Origin of the sequence: Aquimonas voraii, from assembly GCF_900101825.1 — a bacterium.
GTDB classification, from domain to species: domain Bacteria; phylum Pseudomonadota; class Gammaproteobacteria; order Xanthomonadales; family Xanthomonadaceae; genus Aquimonas; species Aquimonas voraii.
The window spans coordinates 71,558-91,976 of the sequence record NZ_FNAG01000003.1 but is presented as its reverse complement, the minus strand read 5'-3'; the positions used below and the strand labels follow the sequence as shown (position 1 = coordinate 91,976).

Annotated in this window: 15 protein-coding genes; 7 read left to right on the top strand and 8 right to left on the bottom strand. The window is 71.8% G+C overall.

Translation table 11 applies throughout. The features are described 5' to 3' along the window. Nucleotides 1-401 precede the first annotated feature (401 nt). Nucleotides 402-857, bottom strand: coding sequence for an ion channel (locus tag BLP83_RS08020; protein WP_091241085.1), 456 nt, complete (start codon nucleotides 855-857; stop codon nucleotides 402-404). Nucleotides 858-968: 111 nt separating this feature from the next. On the opposite strand from BLP83_RS08020, the gene BLP83_RS08015 reads away from it, so the two are divergent. Next, a complete protein-coding gene (locus BLP83_RS08015) occupies nucleotides 969-2,714 on the top strand; it encodes a M28 family metallopeptidase (protein ID WP_425388988.1) in 1,746 nt (581 codons plus the stop codon). 267 nt (nucleotides 2,715-2,981) lie between these two features. Beyond that, on the top strand, nucleotides 2,982-3,851 hold the full coding sequence (locus tag BLP83_RS08010; protein ID WP_091241079.1) for a hypothetical protein: 870 nt from the start codon (nucleotides 2,982-2,984) through the stop codon (nucleotides 3,849-3,851). An 87-nt stretch (nucleotides 3,852-3,938) separates the two neighbouring features. On the opposite strand, the gene BLP83_RS08005 is transcribed toward BLP83_RS08010, so the two are convergent. The 6 genes from BLP83_RS08005 to BLP83_RS07980 all read right to left on the bottom strand — a co-directional run bounded on the left by BLP83_RS08005 (nucleotide 3,939) and on the right by BLP83_RS07980 (nucleotide 12,093). Beyond that, entirely contained in the window at nucleotides 3,939-5,855 is a 1,917-nt protein-coding gene (locus BLP83_RS08005) for a polysaccharide deacetylase family protein (RefSeq protein ID WP_091241076.1), read from the bottom strand. Nucleotides 5,856-5,964: 109 nt separating this feature from the next. Next, the gene (locus BLP83_RS08000) at nucleotides 5,965-6,768 is read right to left on the bottom strand and encodes a DODA-type extradiol aromatic ring-opening family dioxygenase (protein WP_091241074.1); all 804 of its coding nucleotides are present in this window, start codon (nucleotides 6,766-6,768) and stop codon (nucleotides 5,965-5,967) included. A gap of 595 nt (nucleotides 6,769-7,363) precedes the next feature. Further along, nucleotides 7,364-8,620 carry a glycerophosphodiester phosphodiesterase family protein gene (locus tag BLP83_RS07995; RefSeq protein ID WP_091241063.1) on the bottom strand — a complete coding sequence of 419 codons (1,257 nt, stop codon included), beginning with the start codon at nucleotides 8,618-8,620 and terminating at the stop codon, nucleotides 7,364-7,366. Nucleotides 8,621-8,967: 347 nt separating this feature from the next. After that, entirely contained in the window at nucleotides 8,968-9,678 is a 711-nt protein-coding gene (locus BLP83_RS07990) for an ABC transporter ATP-binding protein (protein ID WP_091241061.1), read from the bottom strand. Further along, nucleotides 9,671-10,918: an ABC transporter permease gene (locus tag BLP83_RS07985; protein WP_091241058.1), complete on the bottom strand. Its 1,248-nt coding sequence runs from the start codon at nucleotides 10,916-10,918 to the stop codon at nucleotides 9,671-9,673. The genes BLP83_RS07990 and BLP83_RS07985 overlap by 8 nt, the downstream gene beginning before the upstream one ends. A gap of 5 nt (nucleotides 10,919-10,923) precedes the next feature. Then, nucleotides 10,924-12,093 carry an efflux RND transporter periplasmic adaptor subunit gene (locus BLP83_RS07980; RefSeq protein ID WP_091241055.1) on the bottom strand — a complete coding sequence of 390 codons (1,170 nt, stop codon included), beginning with the start codon at nucleotides 12,091-12,093 and terminating at the stop codon, nucleotides 10,924-10,926. A gap of 227 nt (nucleotides 12,094-12,320) precedes the next feature. On the opposite strand from BLP83_RS07980, the gene recC reads away from it, so the two are divergent. After that, on the top strand, nucleotides 12,321-15,923 hold the full coding sequence (gene recC, locus BLP83_RS07975; protein ID WP_176764070.1) for an exodeoxyribonuclease V subunit gamma: 3,603 nt from the start codon (nucleotides 12,321-12,323) through the stop codon (nucleotides 15,921-15,923). Nucleotides 15,924-16,262: 339 nt separating this feature from the next. Here the strand turns inward: recC and BLP83_RS07970 are convergent, their stop codons facing one another. Beyond that, entirely contained in the window at nucleotides 16,263-18,065 is a 1,803-nt protein-coding gene (locus tag BLP83_RS07970) for a sensor domain-containing diguanylate cyclase (protein ID WP_176764069.1), read from the bottom strand. 292 nt (nucleotides 18,066-18,357) lie between these two features. Here BLP83_RS07970 and BLP83_RS07965 point away from each other — a divergent pair, with 292 nt between their 5' ends. Genes BLP83_RS07965 through BLP83_RS07950 form a run of 4 tightly spaced genes read left to right on the top strand, consistent with a single transcriptional unit; the run spans nucleotide 18,358 to nucleotide 20,395 of the window. Continuing rightward, nucleotides 18,358-18,990, top strand: coding sequence for an RNA polymerase sigma factor (locus tag BLP83_RS07965; protein ID WP_091241467.1), 633 nt, complete (start codon nucleotides 18,358-18,360; stop codon nucleotides 18,988-18,990). Between the two features lie 9 nt (nucleotides 18,991-18,999). Beyond that, the gene (locus BLP83_RS07960; protein ID WP_091241048.1) at nucleotides 19,000-19,380 is read left to right on the top strand and encodes a hypothetical protein; all 381 of its coding nucleotides are present in this window, start codon (nucleotides 19,000-19,002) and stop codon (nucleotides 19,378-19,380) included. Beyond that, on the top strand, nucleotides 19,380-19,706 hold the full coding sequence (locus BLP83_RS07955) for a hypothetical protein (RefSeq protein WP_091241046.1): 327 nt from the start codon (nucleotides 19,380-19,382) through the stop codon (nucleotides 19,704-19,706). The genes BLP83_RS07960 and BLP83_RS07955 overlap by 1 nt, the downstream gene beginning before the upstream one ends. Next, nucleotides 19,703-20,395: a DUF3106 domain-containing protein gene (locus tag BLP83_RS07950; RefSeq protein WP_091241044.1), complete on the top strand. Its 693-nt coding sequence runs from the start codon at nucleotides 19,703-19,705 to the stop codon at nucleotides 20,393-20,395. Before BLP83_RS07955 ends, BLP83_RS07950 begins: the two co-directional genes overlap by 4 nt. Nucleotides 20,396-20,419 lie beyond the last annotated feature (24 nt).

Below are 20,419 nucleotides of genomic sequence, written 5' to 3'. Positions count from 1 at the left end.
GGCTGTTGGCGGGAGATCGCGGGTGTTTGAAATTTCTTGATGCGGGCGGATGCGGCCCTCCTGGCCGCACCGCCCGGCGCCTTGGGCGGAGTGAATCCGCCCAAGCCTACGCCGGCTCGGCCTGCGGCCAAGCCGCGGGCGCGCCCTCCCTGGCGCGCGACTTCGACCCGCGCTCCCGCAAGCGTCCCCGGCGGCCCTCCTGGCCGCACCGCCCGGCGCCTTGGGCGGAGTGAATCCGCCCAAGCCTACGCCGGCTCGGCCTGCGGCCAAGCCGCGGGCGCGCCCTCCCTGGCGCGCGACTTCGACCCGCGCTCCCGCAAGCGTCCCCGGCGGCCCTCCTGGCCGCACCGCCCGGCGCCTTGGCCGGAGTGAATCCGCGGAAGGCTGCGCCTGCCTGGAGCTCAACGCGAGCGCCAGAAGGTCTCCATCTCGATGAAGGTGAAGCTGGCCGACCAGGTGATCAGCACGAACCCGGTCAGCGCCTCGGTGCCAACCAGGAAGCGGATGGGCCCCACCGGCGCCAGATCACCGAAGCCCACCGTGGTGAAGCTGGCCGCGGAGAGGTAAACAGAATCGAGCAGGCCGGCATGATCCAAACCCGACAAGTGACCGGCGCCGGGCACCAGCATCAGCAGCCACAGGCCCAGTCCAAACAGCCAGATCTCGGTGACATGCAGCAAGAGCAGCGCGTACACGCCGTACAGCACCTTGCGCCGGCGCTGGGTGGACAGCCGCCGCAAGCGCTCGGACAGCCAGACCAGGCTCTCGTAGTGCAACAGCACGCACAGGGACACGATCAGCACCGTGGCCGCCACCACCAGCGCGTTGATGCCCCAGTCTCCGTACTCCCCCCACATGGCCTCACTCCGCGGACTGCCCGGGAGCATCCTAGGCCTTGAGCAGGACCGATGGCGCAGGTGGGCGCGGAATCTGCCTTGCTACCATCCACGTCCCTTCCACTTGCAGGACTGCCGCACATGCGTCTGCTAACGCTGGCTGTCGCACTGTCGCTGGGCCTCGGCCTGGCCGCGTGCTCATCCGAAACCCCCGCGCCTGCGCCACAGGCAGCGCCGACGAACGACGCGGCGACCGCCGCGCACGCGTTCTCGCCCGAGATCACCACCGCCGACTGGGCCGAGCGCGTGCGCGTGCTGGCTTCCGACGAATTCGAGGGCCGCGCGCCCGGCAGCGCCGGCGAGAAGAAGACGGTCGAGTACCTGATCAACGCCTTCCAGCAGATGGGCCTGGAGCCCGGCAACCAGGGCAGCTGGGTGCAGACCGTGCCGATGGTGGCCACCACCACCGACAAGGGCGCGATGCTGAGCTTCAAGGTCGGTGAGACCGAACTCGCGCCGACCTACGGCCCGCAGATGGTGATCGGCACCCGCACCGGCGCGCCCGAATCCAAGCTCGACGCCAGCGAGGTGGTGTTCGTCGGCTACGGCGTCAATGCGCCCGAGCTCGGCTGGAACGACTACGAAGGCCTCGATGTGCGCGGCAAGACCGTGGTCATGCTGATCAATGACCCGGGCTTCCACAGCGGCGACGAGACCCTGTTCGAAGGCAAGCGCATGACCTATTACGGGCGCTGGACCTACAAGTTCGAGGAAGCCGCCCGCCAGGGCGCGGCGCTGGCCCTGATCATCCACGACGACGCCGGCGCGGCCTATCCGTGGGCGGTGGTCGAGAACGGCTGGACCGGCCCGCAGTTCGACCTGCCGACCAGCGTCGACCCCGAGCCGCGCCTGCCCCTGCAGGGCTGGATCGACACGCCCACCGCGACCGCGCTGATGCAGGCTGCCGGCCAGGACCTCGACGCCCTGCGCACGGCCGCCAACCAGCGCGGCTTCAAGCCGGTGCCCCTGAACGCCACCGCCAGCGCGGCGGTGAAGAGCAGCGTGCGCGAAGGCCAGTCGGACAACGTGCTGGCCCTGCTGCCGGGCACCGACCGCGCCGATGAAGTGGTCGTCTACATGGCCCACTGGGACCACCTGGGTCGCAGCTTCCAGCCCGGCGGCGACCAGATCTACAACGGCGCCATCGACAACGCCACGGGCGTGGCCGGCATCCTCGAAATCGCCGGCCAGTTCGCCGGCGGCCCGCGGCCCTCGCGCTCGATCCTGTTCGCGGCGGTCACCCTGGAGGAGTCCGGCCTGCTCGGCTCGAAGTACTACGTCGCCAACCCGGTGATCCCGCTGCACAAGACCGTCGCCACCATCAATCTGGATGCGATGAGCGTGATCGGCCGCGTGCGCGACTTCACCGTGGTCGGCATCGGCAGCTCGGAGCTGGAGGACATCCTGCGGCCGATCGCCGAAGGCCAGGGCCGCGTGCTGCAGCCGGAGTCGGCGCCGCAGAACGGCTTCTACTTCCGCTCGGACCACTTCAACTTCGCCAAGGCCGGCGTGCCCTCGCTGTACGCCAAGGGCGGCGTCGACCACTTCGAGAAGGGCGAGGAGTTCGGCAAGCAGCTGGCCGCCGACTACACCGCCAACCGCTACCACAAGCCCGGCGACGAGTTCGATCCGAACTGGGACCTGGCCGGCGTGAAGGAAGACCTGGACGCCCTGTTCGCCGTCGGCCAGCAGATCGTCACCACCGACCTCTGGCCGAACTGGTACCCCACCAGCGCCTTCAAGGCGACCCGCGAGGCCTCGCTGGAAGCCGGCCGCAAGGCCGACGCGGAAGCGGCACCGGCGAAGGCCGCGCAGTAAGCGCGACGACCGCCATACCGTTTGAAGCAGACCGGGCCCGCGTGGCCCGGTCTGCGTTTGGGGGCTTGCAAGGCCTCGGCAGGTGGGCGCCGGCCACGCTCAGCGCGGGCCCGCAATGACACGCCGCGCCGCGATTCCACGTCAGCGCCAGCGCGAGCGGAAGTCGGCGTCGACCGCGGCCAAACCGCGGCGCGGTGGACGGCAGGGGCTCGCGCGCGTCGCCGAGGGCGGCGCGCTTCCGTGTCTTCATCCTGTTCCGGAGTTTCCATGAACCTGTCGATCCCGGCGCGACTGCCGCGCCTTCCGCTGATCTGCCTGCTTGTCCTTCTCGGCTTGGGCGCTGCCGCCCATGCGCAGACGCCGACGCCACCGCCCGACCCGCGCTGGCCTCTGCTGCCGGCCGAAGGCCTGTGGATGCGTCCGGGGGCACCCGGCACCGCCTTGCACCTGAGCCGCCGCGGCGAGCAGATCGCGGTCAGCCTGTTCGACTTCGTCGACGGCCAGCCCGTCTGGCGGATCGGCCTCGGCGGGATGCAGGGGGACGCGCTCAGTGTTGAACTGCTGGGTTTCAGCAATGGCAGCTGCATCGACTGCGTGCCGGCGCGCGCGCCGCAGGTGGACCCGCCCGCCCGGCAGCTGCGACTGCGCTTCGCGTCCGCGCGCCGCGCCTGGCTCAGCCTCGACGGTCGCACCGAACTGCCGCTGCAGGCCTTCGCCTTCGGCGGCGTCTATGCGTCGATGGGCCTTGCCGACCGGGCGGACGCCGAGTTCGGCCCCCTGCCCTTCCCACAGCTCTGTGGCACCTGGGCGCTGGAGAGCGAGCTGGGCGGCCTGACGCGCTTCTCGCTGGGCGCTCCAGGTCCACGCGCGACCGATGGCAGCTTCTCGATCCCTCTGCGCGCCGCCCAGACCGCCAACCCGGGCGAGCTGATCGTCTTCGCCTGTCGACCCGGCCTTGGCGCAGGGACCGACGCGGAGTGCCGCATCAGCGACGAGCGCGTCTCGCCCCCCTTCGTCTACGGCAGCGCGCGCCTCGGCGACATCGAAGAGAACCGTATCCGCTTCAACACCTGGTCGGGCACGGTGTTCTACGCGCATCGCCTGGGCGAGATACCGGCCGAATGCCGGGCGCCCTAGTCCAGCCGCCTCCCGTAGAGGGGGCTGAGGATGGCTGCGCTGCCGGCGCGGCTGTGAACGGAAGCGCCGCGCCGGGCGGCCTGCCGCTCAATTCTCGAAGCCGTCCGCGAACACCTCGAGCGGACGCCGCAGCGTCAGCGTGATCTCGGCGCTGGCGCCGGCCGCCAGCTGTGGCACCACGAGCACGCGGTAGTCGATCGGCTGCGCCAAGCCATGCGGGCGCGACTCTGTGCTCGCCGCGGCACCCTCCAGCTGCACGGCCCACGGGTACTCGGCCGGCGGCGGCCGCAGCCACAGCGAGGTGCCGGCCACGGCGCTGTCGCCGTCGTTGTGCAGGCGCAGGCGCAGCTGGTCGAGGCGACGCTCGACCAGCTCGATGCGCAGGTCCTCGCGCTGCAGCCACCAGCCGAGAAGAGTGTCGAGGCGCTGCATCCAGAAGCCGCCGTCGTCGCGGGCCGCAGCCAGGATGGCCTCGACCTGGGGCATCACGCCAGGCCGCACCGGCGGCCCCGACATGTCGCTGCCGGTGCGCCCTTCAAGCACCCAGGGATGGGTGACCCAGTTGAACAGGCCGCGCCGGCTCGCGACATAGGCAGCCTTGTCGATCATCACCGCCTGCAGCTGCGCGCCGCTCAGGCCGTAGCGGTCGAGCAGGATGTAGTCCATCGGCGCGGTCGGCGGCAGGCTCCAGACTTCACCCGTCCACCAGGGCAGGCTGCACTCGCACCACACGTCCTGGTCGCTGCTGTCGTAAGCGAGGCCGGCCGAGGCGGCCGCGCGCCAGGTGGCGCGGTCGACCGCCAGCCCCGGCCCACGGAAGCCGAGCAGCGACGGCACGCCCGGCACGCTGCTCTCGATCAGCTGGCGCATCGACTGCAGGCGCTGGGCCTGCACGGACTCAGCCTGGCCGGCGAAGCGCAGATGCAGGTCGCCGTGGCCGGCGATCTCGGCCCCCGCATCCAGCAGGGCCTGCACCACCTCGGGGTTGTCGACCGCGCCCTCACTGCCAGGGTCGCCGCCCGCCGCACCGACGATGAAGAAGGTGCCGAAATCAGCCAGCCCGAGGCGCTGGAAGAGGTCGAGCAGGGTCGGCACCGCGGTGCGCATGGCAGCGCTTTCCGTATCGGCGGTGAAGGCATAGGCCGCACGCTTGGCCTGCGGCCAGTGGCCGAGCTGGATCAGCGCACCACGCGTATCGACCCAGGCCAGGCCCTCCTGGATCGGCTCGCGCCAACCCAGGGGGTACTGCCAATCGGAATACACACCGGGCAGCGCCCCGTACCACAGGCTGCGGCCTTGCCCGTAGCTGTGCGCGAACACTGCCGGGGCGGCATCGGCGGCGGCCCAGGGCTCGGCGCTGCTGCGCCAGCGCGCGATCGCCTCCGCGCCCGCGGAGCCCGCCGTGTAAGCCGGCCAGAGCGTGCGGTTCAACAGCTGGGGCACGGTCGGCAGCTCCGAGCCGGGCATCGGCGGCACCTGCATCGAGGCGCCGCTCCAGTAGCTGCCGGTAGCAGCCGGATGGGCGACGCCGAAGCGGATCTCGTCCAGCGGCGGCAGGCCCGCGCGCTCGCGATTCAAGGCCTCTACGGTGCCCAGGCCCAGCGTCGTCTCCAAACCGAAGCCCGCGCGCCCGCTCGCGAACAGGCCGCCACCGGCCTGCACCCAGGCCTGCACGTCGGCGGCATCGAGCGGATCGAGCTGGACATGGGCCAGCGCCAGCACGGTGCGGTCGTCGAGGGCGTCCGCGGGCAGGCGACTGCCGGGCGCCAGGGCGAGCGCCTCGAAGGGCGTGCGCAACTCGGCCATGGCCTCGCGCAGGCCGCGCGCGTCGAGTTCGGAGACGGGGTCGCCGCTGGCGTGGACGATCAGCAGCGTGGGCCGGGCCGCGTGGGCGACGGCACCACCCAGCAGGGCGAGCAGGACGAACACGCAGGCGCGCCACAGCGACGCGGAGCGGCCGTCGCGAGCGGGCAGCGACGCATTGGGACGGGGAGGGGCAGACATGCGGAGCACGGCATGGAAGCGATGCGTGAGGTCTGCAGCATGCGTGCCAAGGACTCAGCTCGCGTGAAGACGGCTCAGCACGGGGCGTGCCAGGCGCAGGGCAACCCGATCAGGCCGACAGCAGCACGCCGGCCTCGGCGCCGTAGGCGAAGGCCGCCATCGACAGCACGCCGTACTCGATGCCGGAAGCGATGCGCCGCGGCCGCTCGCCGGGCCGAGCGGCGCCCACCGCCACCAACAGCGGCAGGTAGTGCTCCTCGCTGGGATGCGCGCGCGCACCGCCCTCGATGCGCTGGCGGTAGTGGATCAGCGTGTCGACATCGCCGTTCGCGAGCGCGCGTTCGACGCCCTCGACGAAGGCCTGCGCATAGGCCGCGGGCGGACTCTGCGGCGACTGCAGCTCGTGCAGGTTGTGGGTCAGGCTGCCCGAGCCCAGCACCCAGACCCCCTGCTCACGCAGCGGCCGCAGCACCTCGCCGAGGCGATACGCCAGGGCCGGCCCGGCCATCTGCGGCAGTGAGACCTGCAGCACCGGCACCTCGGCCTCGGGCAGCAGGTGCATCAGCGGCACCCAGGCACCGTGGTCGAATCCCCGCGCCTGATCCAGCTGCGCCGGCAGGCCGCCCGCCACCAGCAGGTCCTGCACCTCGGCAGCCAGTCCCGGCGCACCGGGCGCCGGATAGCGCAGCCGATACAGCGCCTCGGGAAAGCCGCCGAAGTCGTGCACCGTCGACGGCCACTCGGCCGCCTGCACGCGCAGGCCAGGGGTCTGCCAATGGGCGGACACCACCACCACCGCGCGCGGCCGCGGCTGCGCCTTGCCAAAAGCGCGCAGCGCCAGCGCCGGCGACGACTGCGCCAAGGCGAAGGTCGGCGCACCGTGGGACACGAACAGACTGGGGGCGAGCGGCATGGGCAGCGATCCGGCTTCCGACGTGCGCTGAAGGATGGGCGCGCCCCTGAACCGCAACAAGCTGAGGACCTGCAACGCTGTGTCGCGCCAGGGCCGCAGGCCATTGCCCACACGCGACGGACACCGCGTGCAGGCCTCGCCGTTTCCCATCGAACAGCGCGGACAGCTGTCGTGGGTGGGGCCAAGCGCGGCGCAACCCCACCCCACACATCGACGCCTCGCCGCACGCCGCAACCGCTGCGACTTCGAGGGGCTCACGACGGATCTCATAGGGTGGGCCCTGGCCCACCGTGGCGCGAACACTCGCGACTGCATCCCTGTCTTGCTGGCGATGGTTCTGCCGCCAGCGCCCGCGCCTGCGACATCGACATCGACTCGGCTCGGCATCCGCATCGGCATCGGCATCGGCATCGGGGCCAGCCTTGAGCCCGTGGTGGGCCAGGGCCCAACCGATGCGAATTCTGATTCCTCAGCGTGGGCGACGCGCAGCGCGGCCCAACGCGTTCGCCCAATCCTCCCTGCGAACTCCCAGGCGGCTGGCAATCGCCTTGCCGTAACCGCCGCCGCGACGAAAGCCGCGGCGGCGATCAGCGCCTCAGCGCAGGCCCTTGCAGTTGGCGTAGAAGCTCACCGTGGCCGGCCAGTCGGTGAAGATGCCGAGGACGCCGACGTCCTGCGCCAGCACGTCGATCACTTCGAACACGTCGCCGTCGCGGCGGATCGCGCTGTCAAAGGTCTGGAAGTAGAAGCCGTTGTTGCCGTCGGCCAGGATGCCGCTGCGCTCCAGGGTCCAGGTGATGATCTGCAGGCCGGCGGCGCGTGCATCGCGGGCGTACTGCGAGGGCATGATCCGGTTCTGGCCATCGACCGCCAGCAGCGCAAAGGTCGGCGGCGCGACGATGCGGATGCCCTGGCTGCGGTAGTTGCGCAGCTCGGCGGCGCTGGGCAGATCGGCGACGGTGCCGGCATCGTCGAGAAACACGGCCTGGCGCCCGTAATCGCCACCGCGCTGCACCCAGTACAGCACGTCGGCCTGGTTGAAGCTCTGCGGCCACACCCGACGGGCAGGCACGCGTGCCGCGCGGTACTCGTCGAGCAGCTTCTGCGCGTAGTCCTGCTGGCTGAAGCCCTCGAAGGGCATGGCCACCACCGGCGTCTTCAGCTCGGGCGTCATGTCCACGCCGAGCTGCTTGAACAGCGCGATGCTTTCGGCATGGCTCATCAGGGTGCCGCTGCTGGGGCCGGAATACAGATCGGTGCGCCAGTTGGCCGTGCCCGCCATGTACTCGGCCACCGTGCGGGCGCGCGGGTTGAAGGCATCCATCTTGCCGCGCAGGGTCTTGAACTCGGCCAGCGTGATGTCGCTGGTGCGGCACTCGGCGCTCGCCGGGCGCACCAGGCTGCCTGCCGCATCGAACTCGGCCGGCGCGAAGGGCCGCGTGCACTTGGCCGCCAGCGGCGTGGCGAGGATGTTGGTGGTGGTGTGCAGATCATTCTGGGCATGCCGACAGACCAGCTCCTTGTCGCGGGTGAAGGCCACATCGCACTCCAGCACGCCCGCGCCCATGCGCGCGGCGGCGATGTAGGACTCGCGGGTGTGCTCGGGGAACTGCATGGGCGCGCCACGGTGGCCAATCGAGAACTGGCTGGACCGGTACAGCGGCCGGGTCGCAGCACAGCGCTGCAGATCACGCTTCAGCGGGCCGTCCTGCATGTCGTCGACGAGGAAGAAAGGACGCGGACCGAGCTGCACAGACGACGCGCCGAACAGCTTGGCGTCAGCGGGCGTGGAAGACGGCTGTGCGGCACAGGCCACAGGCAGCAGCAGGCTCAAAAGCAGGACGAGACGCATGGAGGACGCTCCGGAGCGAAGGGAGCGCGCATCCTGCAGCCCGGGCATGACTGTTCATTGACGCAGCGATGACAATCGCGACGGAGCAGTCCCACCCTGCGAACCGCGACAGCGCGTCGCTCGGATCGCAGCGCGAGACGCCATAGGGTGGGCCCCGGCCCACCATGGGCTTCACACTCGCCCCGCTCTTGCGCGCTAGCGAGCGCTCGCTTCCAACGCTCAACGCTGGCCGCGGTCTTACCTGCAGGAATGCACGCGCGTCCGGACAGCGGCGGAGCCGGAACCGGAACCGGAACCGGAACCGGAACCGGGGCGAGCATTCGCGTCATGGTGGGCCAGGGCCCACCCTATGGGCGCGGCCTGCGCTGATCCTCGACGATGCGGCCGTCAACCAGGCGGATGATGCGGTCGCAGCGCTCGGCCAGCCGCGGATCATGCGTCACCACCAGCACCGCGAAGCTGCGCTCGGCGTGCAGCTGGCGCAGCAGGGCGAAGACCTCATCCGCGGTCTGGGTGTCGAGGTTGCCGGTGGGCTCATCGGCCAGCAGCAGGGCCGGCTCGCTGACCAGGGCGCGGACGATCGCCACGCGCTGCTGCTGGCCGCCCGAGAGTTCGTTCGGCCTGCGATGGGCCAGGGCGCCCAGGCCCACCGCATCGAGCAGGCGCTGCGCGCGCTGGCGCTGTTCGGCCGAGGGCTTGCCATGCCGCGCCATCAGCGGCATCAGCACGTTCTCGATCGCCGTGAACGCCGGCAGCAGGTGATGGAACTGGAACACGAAGCCGATCGACTCGGCGCGCAGCCGCGTGCGCGCGTCGTCATCCAGCGCCCGCGTCGGCTGGCCCACCAGGCTCAGCTCGCCCGCGGTCGGCGAATCCAGCAGGCCGAGCAGATTCAACAGGGTGCTCTTGCCCGAGCCGGACGGCCCGATCAGCGCCGCGAACTCGCCGCGTTCAAGCCTGAGATCCAGCCCGTGCAGCACTTCGATCTCGGCCGGCGTGCCGATCGCGTAGCGCTTGGTCAGGCCGTGCAGTTCCAGAACGGGTGAGGACTCAGCCACCGCGCATCGCCTCCACCGGGTCGAGTTTTGCCGCGCGCCGCGCGGGCGCCACCGCGGCCAGCATGCCGACCACGGTGGCCAGCAGGGTCGCGCCGATGAACAAGTCGGGCGTGACCGCCAGTTCGAAGGAGCCGCGTCCCGAGCGCGAGAGCCCAGCCGCGCTCCACGCTCCGATCAGGCCCGCGCCGCCGAGCGCGCCCAGCGCCGAGCCGAGCAGGCCGACCACGCCGCCCTGGATCAGGAACACCCGCAGCACCTGGCCGCGGCCGGTGCCCATCGCACGCAGGATGCCGATCTCGCGGCCGCGCTGGACCACGCTCACCGCCAGCACGCTGGCGATGCCGAAGGCCGCCGACAGGCCGACGAAGAACTTGATCAGGTTGGTCGACATGCTCTGCGCCGACAGCGCGTCGAGCACGTTGCGGTTGAGCGTCATCCAGCTCTCGGCATTGACGCCGAGCCGCGCGCTGATGCGTTGCGCGATCGGCTCGGCTTGGAAGATCTCGGTGACGCGCAGATCGAGGCTGCTGACGCCCCCGGGCAGATCCAGCAGCGCCTGCGCGGGCTTCAGCGCGGTGTAGACGAAGCGCTGGTCGATGTCGCGCACGCCCAGCTCGAAGATGCCGACGATGGTGAACACATCGGCCCGGCCCTCGCCGGCATCCAGGCGCAGCCGATCGCCGAGCCGCGCGCCCAGCTCGGTCGCCAGCTGGCGGCCGATGGCGATGTCGTTGCCGACGATGGCGAAGCGGCCTTCCTGCAGCGAATCCTGCACCGGCACGATGCGGGTGTAGCGCTCGGGCTCGATGCCGAGGATCACCACCGAGCGGCTGGCCGCGCCGCGCCGCGCCAGCGCCGGGCCCGAGGCCAGCGGCGAGACCGCGGTGATGTCGTCGGCAGCGAGCAGGCTCTGCTCGATGCGCTGCCACTGGTCTAGCGCGCGCAAGCGCTGCGCGCGCTGGTCGACCTGCGAGATCAGCCCGGCCTCGGCTTCGCTTTCCGTGCGCAGCGGCCGTGCGAGTTCTTCGGGCGGTCGTACGCGGATGTGCGCCTGCGTGCCCAGCGTGCGGTCGATGATCTGCTTCTGCAGGCCGCCGATCAGCGCGGTCAGGAACACGATCACGCACACGCCGACGCCGATGCCGCTGATGATCAGCAGGCTCTGCGCACGGCCTTCCAGCAGCAGGCGGATCGCCAGCAGCCATTCGAACCACAGCGAGTCGAGCGCGCGCTTCAGCATCGAGATCAGCCCGCCGGGCGCGGGCGCACGCGCGCGCCGGGCTCGACCACGGCCCGTGCGGGCAGCACGAAGTCGCCGGCAGAGAGCCCCTCAAGCACCTCGACGCGCCCCAGCCCGCGCAGACCGGTGCGCAGCCTCAGGCGCTCGACGCGGCCCTCGCGCACTGCCAACACTTCGGCCGCCCCCGCGCGCGGATTGCGCAGCGCGTCCAGCGGCAGGCTGAGCGCGTCCTCGCGCCGACCCACTTCCACATCGATCGAGACGGTCATGTCCTGACGCAGGTAGGCCGGCGGCTCCGGCACCCGCACGCGCACCTCGACCGTACCGGTCTGTGGGTCCACCGCCGGGGCGATGAAGCTGACCTCGCCGGGCTCGCGGCGCTCGGGGAAGGCATCGGCCGACACCAGGGCCGGCTGGCCGAGCGCCAGTCGATCCAGATTGCGCTCATCGACCTGGGCAACGATTTCGGTCGGCCCATCGACCGCGACTTCGACGATGCCGCGGCCGGCACTCAACACATCGCCGGGCTCGGCCAGACGCCGTAGCACCGTACCCGCCACCAGACTGCGCACTTCACTGCGCGCCAGCAGCGCGGATGCCGTGGCGATGCGCTCACGCAGCAGCTGCTCCTCCACCCCACCGGGCGCCAGCGCCGCGGCCACCGTGGCGGCGCGCGCGGCTTGGGCCTCGGCGATCTCGCGGGTTTCCTGCGCCTGCTCGGCCTGCTCCTTGGCGACCAGACCACGCGCGACCAGGGTCGCCAGGCGCTCGGCCTCGCGCCGGGCCTGCTGGGCGCGCGCGCGCGCCTCGCGCAGTGCGGCCTGGCTTTCAGGGCGCTGGCGAAGCTCCAGCTGGGCCAGTGCGGCCTCGGCTTCATGCAAGCGCGCACGCAGCTCGTCATCGCGCAGCCGCGCGATCACCTGCCCCGGCGCCACGCGATCACCATCGGTCACGCTGCGCTCGACCAGCACGCCGGCGATCTCGCTGCCCAGCGTGACCCGCGAGGGCGTCTGCACGCGCCCGGTCGCCACCACATTGGCCAGCAGCGGCCCGCGCTCGACGGCATACACGGTGACCTCCGGCCCCTGCACCCAGCCGGGTAAGCGCAGCAGCACCAGCAGACCGACACCGATCGCCAACAGCCAGGGCCATCGCGGCAGACGCAGTCGCGCCATGGAGCGTTCTCACGGAAGTGAAGAGTCAGCCCCGGAGCATACGCAGACGCATGCGAAAGCGGCCTTCACGACGGCGCAGGGGTCGGACGTGCCAGACGCTTGCAGCCACCTGCAAGCCTCGCAGCCCGCGCCGGCATGGGGTGGGCTTGGCGCGGCCAGAGCGGCGCGGGCCGCCACTCGCGGCACAATGCCGACGTGCCGCGTGCGGCGGGCAAACGGGAGACAGCGTGGCGAAGGTGCAGCACATCGATGGGCGCAGCGTCGGCGCGGGTCTGGTGGTGTATCGCGCCAGCCGGCTGGAGGCCCTGCTCGAACCGCTGCTGGAGCTGCTCGATGCCGCGCCGCCCGAGGACGTGCTGACGCCGCAGACCGTGCTGGCCGCGCATCCGGGCATGCGCCACTGGCTGACGCGGGCGTTGGCGAAGGCGCGCGGGCCGCGCGGCATCGTCGCCAACCTGGAGGTGCTGCTGCCCAGCAGCTTCATCGACCGCCTGGCGCAGGAGATGCTGGGCCGGCAGGCGGTGGCACTGCCGCAGTGGCGCAGCGCGCAGCTGCGCTGGCAGGTCTTCGATCTGCTGGAGACGGCGCGTGGCGAGCTGGACGCCGCACGGCTGGCCTCCTACCTCGATCACGGCGCGCCCGAAGACCGCCTGCGCCGGCGCTTCGAGCTGGCCGACCGGCTGGCCCGGCTGTACGCGCAGTACCTCGTCTATCGGCCGGACTGGCTGCGCCGCTGGGAGCGCGGCGAGCGTGCGCTGGCCCACCTGGATTCACCTCGCGCGCGGCTGGAGGGCGAGCTGATAGCACCGCTCTGGCGCGCGCTGAAACAGCGCCTGGGCGAGCACCGCGCCGACATCCTGCAGCGCCTGCTGCCGCGGCTGCGCGCGCTGCCGGCGAGCACGCCGCTGCATGTGTTCGGCCTGAACCACGCGCCGCCGCAAGAGCTCGCTGTGCTGCGCGCGCTGGCCGACTCGCGCCTGGTCGCGCTGTACGCGCCCGACCCCTGCCGCGAGTTCTGGGGCGGCCTCAGCCGCGACCTCGATGCGCTGGCCGCGCGCCGTGCGCAGGAGGCCGCGGCCATCGACGCCGCCGGCGAAGGCGACTGGTTCATCGAGCAGGGCCACCCGCTGCTGGCGCGCTGGGGCCGGCTGGGCCAGCAGTTCTTCATGGCGCTGTCGGAGATCGACGCGGTCGCCGAAGACCTGCGGCACTGGCAGGACCGCCGCGATCCCGAGCCCGCGAACCGGCTGCAGCGTTTGCAGGAAAGCCTGCGCCGACTCGATCCCGGCCTGCTGCGCGAGCCGCTTGCCGACGCCATCGACGAAACCCGCGCGCGCGCCGACGACAGCCTGCGCGTGCACGCCTGCCACACGCGGCTGCGCGAGCTCGAGGTGCTGCGCGAGGTGCTGCTCGACGCCACCGGCGCGGACAGACAGGGCGAGGCGGAACTCACGCCCGGCGAGATCGTGGTCATGGCGCCCGACATCGGCGCCTATCTGCCGCTGATTCCGGCGGTGTTCGGCCCGCCCGGCGACGCGCGCGCGCGCCTGCCCTACCACCTCGCCGACATCAGCACCGCGCGCAGCCACCGCCTGTTCGCCGCGTTCCGCCGTCTGCTCGCCTTGCCGGCGACGCGGCTGTCCGCGCCGGAACTCGTTGACCTGCTGCAGCAGCCGGAGCTGGCGCGGCGCTTTGGCCTTGATGCGGCGGCGGTGGACTCGCTGGCCGACTGGCTGCAGGCCGCGGGCGCGCGCTGGGGTCTCGATGCCGCTTTTCGCGAGCGCTTCGACCTGCCGGCGCTGTACGCGCACAGCCTCGCCTTCGGCATGGACCGGCTGATCGCCGGCTATCTGATCGAGGACGCCGCCGGCGAAGACGCGCCACGCGCGCTCAGCCTGGGCGACGGCAGCGAACTCGCCCCCGTGTCCGGCCTGCATGGCCCCGAGGCCGAGCCGATCGGCGCGCTCGATGCCCTGCTGCAGGCCCTGCAGGGCCTGTTCGACCTGGCCGCCGAGACCCTGCCGCTGGCGCGCTGGTGCGAGCGCTTCGAGGCTCTGCTCGATGCGCTGTTCCGCACCGACCCCGAGGACGCTGCCGCGCGCGAGGCCGAACAGCTGCTGCGGCAGATGCTGCAGGGCCTGGCCGCGCAGCCGCCGGTCGCGCAGCAGGCGACGCCCCTGCCCTTCGCGCTGGCGCGCAGCCTGCTGGAGGAAGCGCTGGATGCGGTGCCCGAGCGCCAGGCCTTTCTGCTCGGCGGCATGACTTTCTGCGGCATGGTGCCGCAGCGGGCGATTCCCTTCGGCCTGGTCGCGGTGCTGGGCTTGAACGAAGGCGAGTTTCCGCGCCGCGGCGCCGACGGCGGCCTCGATCTGATGCGCGCCGCCCCACGCCTGTACGACCGCGAACAGCGCAGCGACGACCGCTACCTGTTCCTGGAGACGGTGATGTCGGCGCGGCAGCGCCTGCACTTCAGCTACCTCGGCCGCGCGGTCAAGGACGGCGCGCCGCGCAATCCCGCCGCACCGCTGGCCGAGCTGCTGGCCCTGCTCGACCTGCACTGCGGCATCGGTGTCGACGACGCCCAGCGCGAGCGTCCGTGGGTCGTCACCCATCCGCTGCAGCCTTTCGATCCGCGCTACTTCGATGGCAGCGATCCGCGCCTGTTCTCGCATACGCAGGCCTATGCCGCCCTGCCCAGCCGCGGCGACCTGCCCGAGCTGCCGCCCTTCGTCGACAGCAGCGCCTGCGCGCCTGCGGCCTTGCCGGCCCAGCTCGGCCTGCGCGAGCTGCAGGCCTTCTGGCGCGACCCGGCGCGACAGGTGCTGGTGCAGGGCCTGCAGCTGCATCTGGACGCGCTGGATGCCCAACGCCTGCCGGACAGCGAGCCGCTGGAGGCGGAAGTCGATGCGCGCGAGCGCCTGTCCGATCGTGTGTTCAGCCGCCTGCTCGAACGCTGGCCGCAGTGCGAGGTGCCGATCGAAGCGCCGGCCTGGCTGCGCCTGTCCGGCCTGCTGCCCCCCGGTCGACTCGGGCAGGCGGCCTGGGCGCAGGAGCGGGCCAAGCTCGATGCCCTGCTGTCGGCGCTGCGCGAGGTGGAGGGCTTCGACAGCGGCGCGGCGATCAGCTTGCCGGTGGACGCCAGCGTCGACGGCTGTCGGCTGGTCGGCGAAGTGCCCGGCCTGCATGCGCGCGCGGGCGGCGGCCACTGGCTGCTGCGCGGCTTTGCACGCACGCGACTGAAGAACGATGCGAGCGCTCTGCTCGCCGAGGACGAGCTCGACTTCCGCCGCCGAGTACCGCTGTTCCTCGACTGGGCCCTGCTGCGGCTGGCGACGGCGCAGGGCGCGGCCCAGCCGGAACCCCTGCGGGTGCTGGCGCTGCTCGACCGCGACGCGGCGAGCCCGTGGATCGATGGCCTGAATGCCTGGGATGCCGCACTGTGTGCGGGCGATGCGTCGACGCGGGATCGCATGCTGCACGATCTCGTTCAGCGGCTGACCCAGCTGCTGGCGTTCTGGCGCGAGGGCCAGGGCGGGCGCCTGCCCTACCTGCCGCGCACCAGCTGGGCCGCGCTGTGCGAGCCCGTCGAAGGCAAGCGCGCCGATTCCGCGCCCTATCCGGAGCGCCTGGCCAACTCCGTCAGCAGCGCCTGGAGCGGCGGCGATCAGTTCGCCGGCGAGGCCGACTACGGCCCCGGCTATGCGCGCCTGCTGTTCGGCGCGCTCGACACTGAGGCCGACAGCGAGGACATCGCCCGCCTGCTCGACTTCGCGCAGCGGCTGCTGGCCTGCATCACGCTGGAGGCGCCGTCGCTCAAGAGCGCGGCATGAAGCCTGTCGCGCGGAATCGCTGCTCGCGTCCAAGCTTCGGGATGAGGGCACGAAGGCTTGTCTTGCATCCAGACTGCGGGCCGAAGGCCTTGGGCCGCACGGGGCGCGGCCCAGGCTCGCGGACTTGCCGTTTTCGGCGCGGCTCGAGCCTGCCTGGGCCAAGCCGAACGCATGGCCCTCGCAGGCTGTTCAAAAAACAGCCTGCCAGCCCGGCCATGGATGGCCGGGACGACGAAGCAAGCGCGCAAGCGATGGATGTGTACTGGGGCGGTACGGAGCTGCGCCGGACCGCCGACTCGAAAAACTCCCCGGAAGGGAGTTTTTCAACAAGCGGCTCGCCTACCCAGCCGGCGCGGGGCCCAGCTCGACCAGCTCGTAGCGCCCGCGCCCGCTCTCCTTGACGCGGTACAGGGCGCCGTCGGCCGCCTCCAACCTTGCATCGGCATCAAGCGCGCCGCGGCCGAAAGCGATGCCGATGCTGACGCCGAGAACGCGTGCCTCGCCAGAGACCCGGAACGGCGGACGCATGCCGGCCAGGAAGCGGCGCGCGGTGGCTTCGCATTCGCTGGCGTGGGTGAGGTTTTCCATCAACAGCGCGAACTCGTCGCCACCCAGCCGCGCCAGCACGTCGGCATCGCGCAGCTGTGGCCGCATGCGCGCGGCGAACTCACGCAGCGCCTCGTCGCCAGCGGCATGGCCGAGCTCGTCGTTGATCGCCTTGAAGTGATCCAGGTCGAGCGCGAACACCGCAACCCCGAGGCCCGAGCGGCGTGCACGCTGCAGGGCGCGCTGCAGGCGCTCGCCGTATTCGCGCCGGTTCGGCAGCCCGGTGAGCGCATCGGTGCGCGCCTGCGCGAGCAGCGCCTGCTCGGCGGCTACGCGCGTGCTGATGTCGCGCGCCGAATAGACGATGTCGAAGCCTTCGCCCTGCTCCGCCGGCACGCTCACCGCCAGGGCTTCCAGCCACACCCAATGCCCCTCGCGGTGGCGCATGCGGAACTGGACATTGGTGCTGCCCGCCTCGACGAACAGCGGCGCGAGCAGGGCGCGGATCGGCGGGTCGTCCTCAGGATGGAACAGCTCTCGACGTGGGTCATGGAGCTCATCCGGGGCGTAACCGAGCAGGCTGCGCGCGGCTTCCGACACATAGCTGCGGCTGCCGTCGGCGCGCAGGCGCACGACCAGGTCGCGGGCATGCTCGGTCATCAGCCGGTAGTGCGCCTCGCTGCGCTTGAGCCGGGCCGCGAGGCGGGCGCGCTCGGTCATCACCACTGCCATCGGCAGCACCATCAGGCAGGTGGCGAAGGCATACAGCTGCGGAAACAGGGTGGCCGACAGCGCCGGATCGAGGCCGGGCACGGCGGGCGCGAAGCGGCCCATGAAGGCTGCGGTGCCGCTGGCCACCGCCACGGTTGCGGCCGCCAGCAGGGCGCCCGGCAAACCATGCCGGAAGGCCAGCCACATCACCGGCAGGAAGGGCAGGAACAACAGGGCGTGGATCTGCGTGCCGAAGACGCCGGCCAAGGCGAGCAGCAGGAGCAGCCACGCGGCCAGCAAACCCGGCTGGTGTTCGTGGTGCTTCAGCCAGTGTCGGGTCTGGACAACCCCCACGGTGATCAGGCCGGCGGTGACCACCATGCCGGTCAGGTGCGAGGTGAACCAGGTCAATGCCACGCCCAAGTCGACCGCGTCCGGGCCGCGGGTCGCCCAGCGCAGAGCCATGGCCAGCACGGTTGTCAGGCCTGTCGCCAGCAGGGACACCACGCCGGCCACCAGCGAGGAGCGCAGCACTTCTTCCACCACCATCAGCCTGCCGCCGAAGCGCCGCGCACCCCACACCACCAGCACGATCTCCAGCAGGTGGATCAGGCCGTAACCGAGCGCGGTCGAGGGTGTCACCCCGAGCAGCCCGCCGGGCACGTACAGGGCCAGCAACAGGACCAGCACGACGCTGAGCTGCAGGCGCAGGCCGAAGGCCACGATCACGCCGGCCGCGAAGCCGCTGGACAGCCAGAGCAGGGGCAGGCCCTCGGTCATCACGAAAGCGAGGGAGGCCAGGGTGAGGCCACCGACGCCGAGCCCCAAGGCAAGCAGCAGCCACGCCTGCCTGCGCGCGCCGCTGCGGTGGTCTCGGGATGCCATTGCCATCGCTGCTCCGGTCCGGCCGCGTCTTTCGGATGCCGCGCTGCGAGGCGGCTCCGGCAACAGCCGGAGGCTGTGGGCGCGACCCGTGATTTTACTGGGCGAACCGCGGCACAAAGTGCGCCCTGGTTCAAGCGCGCCACGACGAAACGAGACCAGCGGGGGCGGGGCGATGATGCGGACCGCCTTTCCCGCGCGCCGCCTGCATCGCGAAAGCGGCGCGCCGCGCTGTCAACCGCTGCGCGCGTCCTGCGTTGTCATCCTGCAACACCGCATTCCGCCTGACCGTCCCATGGCCATCCCCACAGCTGCGGCGGCCGCTTCTGGCACGCTGCTGTTCCGTCTCGACGGAACCGACGATCTGGACCGCGCCGCCACCGACGCCGAACGCTACCGCCGCACCACGCTCGATACCTTCCTGCGCGGCGTCGAACGGCGCGCGCTGCGCATGGCCGAGTTGAGCTGCGGCCAGCGCGAGGACGCCCTCGACATCGTGCAGGACGCCATGCTCGGCTTCGCGCGCCGCTATGCCGGGCACGACCCCGCTGAATGGGCGCCGCTGTTCTACCGGGTGCTCGACAGCCGCATCCTCGATCACCACCGGCGCAGCCAGGTGCGCTCGCGCTGGCGGCTGTGGCTCAAGCCCCGCGACGAGGACGACGAGGCCGACCCGCTGCAGCAGATCGCCGATCCGCAGCAGCCGGAGCCCTGGCTACGGCTGTCGGATGAGCGCCTGATGGGCGATCTGGAGACCGCCCTGCGCGCCCTGCCCCTGCGCCAGCGCCAGTGCTTCCTGCTGCGGATCTGGGAAGGGCTCGACGTGGCCCAGACCGCCGCCGCCATGCAGTGCGGCGAGGGCAGCGTCAAAACCCATCTCTCGCGGGCGCTGGCGCGTCTGCGCGAACATCTGGCCGAACACCGCTGAGGCGCCGCCATGCACACGCCCACCCCGCAGGACGATCTCCCCGACGGCCATCAGCGCCTGCGCCGCGCGCTGGACAGCTCGGCCGAAGGGCTCGACGCCGCCACCCTGTCGCGCCTCAACCGCGCTCGCCAGGCCGCGCTCGCCGCGGCTTCAGCACGCCGCCGCGGCTGGCGCTGGTCGCTGCGGGTCGGCGGCCTGGCGCTGGCCGCCAGCGCTGCGCTGGCCCTGGTGCTGGCGCCCGGGCTGCTCAGCCCGCCCACTCCGCCACTGCCCGCAGCGAGCAGCGACTTCGCCCTGATCGGCGACGAGGTCGAGCCGGCCCTGCTGGAGGAACTCGAGTTCTACGCCTGGCTCGACAGCCAGCAGGACGACGAGGCCTGGGAAGGCTGATGCGCGGCTCGGGCCTGCCGCTGCTGCTCGCGCTCGCAGCACCGCTGTCCGCGCTGGCGGAAGACCGGACTGCCGCCGAAGTCGATGCCGAACTCCTGCTGTTCCTCGCCGAATTTGCCGATGCCGAGGGCGAAGTTCCCGCGCTCGGCCTGCTCGATCGCGCGCAGACCGAGGCGGAAGCAGGCGCGATCGAAGCGGAGTCGCCCGCGGGTCCGGTCGGGGAGACACCCGCCACAGACGCCGCCGCAGGGGCGACATCAACGCCGCCCCCTCAACCCGAAACCGAAGCGACCACCGCCGAGCGGCGGCGCGGAGATCACCGATGAACCGCCGATTCCATCGATTGAGCGCAGTCGCGCGCGCGACGCTGCTGGGCCTGGCGCTGCTGCTGGCAGCGGCGGTGAAGGCCGAGGACCTGGCCTTCTCCACCCTGCCGCCTGACGAACAGCGCGTGCTGACGCCTTTCGCCGACAGCTGGAACGGCCTCGATGCCGCCACCCGCGAGCAGCTGCGCCGTGGCGCCCAGCGCTGGCTGAGCATGAGCCCCGAGCAGCGGGCGCGCGCCGCCGAGCGCCTGGCCGAATGGCAGCGCCTGCCGCCGGAGCAGCGCGAGCGCCTGCGCCAGGCCCACCAGCGCTACCGGGCGCTCGGCCCCGAACAGCAGCAGCGCCTGCAGCAGCGCTTCCGCGAGTTCCAGAACCTGCCGCCCGAGCAGCGCCGCGAGCTGCGCCGGCGCTTCGAGGCGATGGGTCCGGCCGAGCGTCGCGCCTTTCTGCAGGGGGCCGAGGCGATGCGCCGCAGCGGCCAGGCCCGCCCACCCGGCCCCTTCGCCCACTTGCCGCCTGAGGCGCGCGAGGCGAGCTGGGCAATGGTGCGCAGCCTCAGCCCCGAGGCCCGACGCGCGCTGCGCGCCGAGTTCGAAACCTTGCCCGCCGAGCAGCGCGAAGTGTTGCGCCGAGCGTTGATGGCGATGACACCAGCCGAGCGCGAGGCGCGGCTGCTGCGCGCGCGCTGAGCGGCGCCAGCCGGACTGCGCCTC

What these genes read in the sequence shown, in the direction of transcription:
- BLP83_RS07955 (WP_091241046.1), top strand. Translation starts at nt 19,380, where the DNA reads ATGCGCGGCTCGGGCCTGCCGCTGCTGCTCGCGCTCGCAGCACCGCTG.
- BLP83_RS07985 (WP_091241058.1), bottom strand. Translation starts at nt 10,918, where the DNA reads ATGCTGAAGCGCGCGCTCGACTCGCTGTGGTTCGAATGGCTGCTGGCG.
- BLP83_RS07960 (WP_091241048.1), top strand. Translation starts at nt 19,000, where the DNA reads ATGCACACGCCCACCCCGCAGGACGATCTCCCCGACGGCCATCAGCGC.
- BLP83_RS08010 (WP_091241079.1), top strand. Translation starts at nt 2,982, where the DNA reads ATGAACCTGTCGATCCCGGCGCGACTGCCGCGCCTTCCGCTGATCTGC.
- BLP83_RS07970 (WP_176764069.1), bottom strand. Translation starts at nt 18,065, where the DNA reads ATGGCATCCCGAGACCACCGCAGCGGCGCGCGCAGGCAGGCGTGGCTG.
- BLP83_RS07965 (WP_091241467.1), top strand. Translation starts at nt 18,358, where the DNA reads ATGGCCATCCCCACAGCTGCGGCGGCCGCTTCTGGCACGCTGCTGTTC.
- BLP83_RS08000 (WP_091241074.1), bottom strand. Translation starts at nt 6,768, where the DNA reads ATGCCGCTCGCCCCCAGTCTGTTCGTGTCCCACGGTGCGCCGACCTTC.
- BLP83_RS07980 (WP_091241055.1), bottom strand. Translation starts at nt 12,093, where the DNA reads ATGGCGCGACTGCGTCTGCCGCGATGGCCCTGGCTGTTGGCGATCGGT.
- BLP83_RS08005 (WP_091241076.1), bottom strand. Translation starts at nt 5,855, where the DNA reads ATGTCTGCCCCTCCCCGTCCCAATGCGTCGCTGCCCGCTCGCGACGGC.
- BLP83_RS08020 (WP_091241085.1), bottom strand. Translation starts at nt 857, where the DNA reads ATGTGGGGGGAGTACGGAGACTGGGGCATCAACGCGCTGGTGGTGGCG.
- BLP83_RS07995 (WP_091241063.1), bottom strand. Translation starts at nt 8,620, where the DNA reads ATGCGTCTCGTCCTGCTTTTGAGCCTGCTGCTGCCTGTGGCCTGTGCC.
- BLP83_RS07950 (WP_091241044.1), top strand. Translation starts at nt 19,703, where the DNA reads ATGAACCGCCGATTCCATCGATTGAGCGCAGTCGCGCGCGCGACGCTG.